Here is a 266-nt window from a genome sequence, read left to right as displayed (position 1 = left end):
CCACAAGCTGGCCATCGCCCCCACCGCCTCCATCTCGATCATCTGCGGCGGCACGTCGGCGGGCATCGAGCCGATCCCGGCCAACATCTACACCCACAAGACCCTGTCGGGCTCGTTCGCGGTCAAGAACCCCTATCTGGAGCGTCTGCTCGACGAGAAGGGCATCAACACCGAGGCCGTCTGGAACTCGATCTTGGAGCACGAAGGTTCGGTACAGCACATCGACGACCTGAACGAGGACGAGAAGGGCGTGTTCAAGACCGCCT

General features: G+C 62.4%; 1 protein-coding gene. It reads left to right on the top strand.

Translation table 11 applies throughout. The features are described from left to right. Positions 1 to 266: hypothetical protein (locus tag CVH10_RS21305; RefSeq protein ID WP_369335944.1), on the top strand; the 266-nt coding region annotated here is incomplete at both ends.

Origin of the sequence: Halomonas sp. ND22Bw, assembly GCF_003011945.1 — a bacterium.
Lineage (GTDB): Bacteria > Pseudomonadota > Gammaproteobacteria > Pseudomonadales > Halomonadaceae > Halomonas > Halomonas halophila.
The sequence above is the reverse complement of the archived record's forward strand: the minus strand, read 5'-3'. Positions and strand labels throughout refer to the sequence as shown.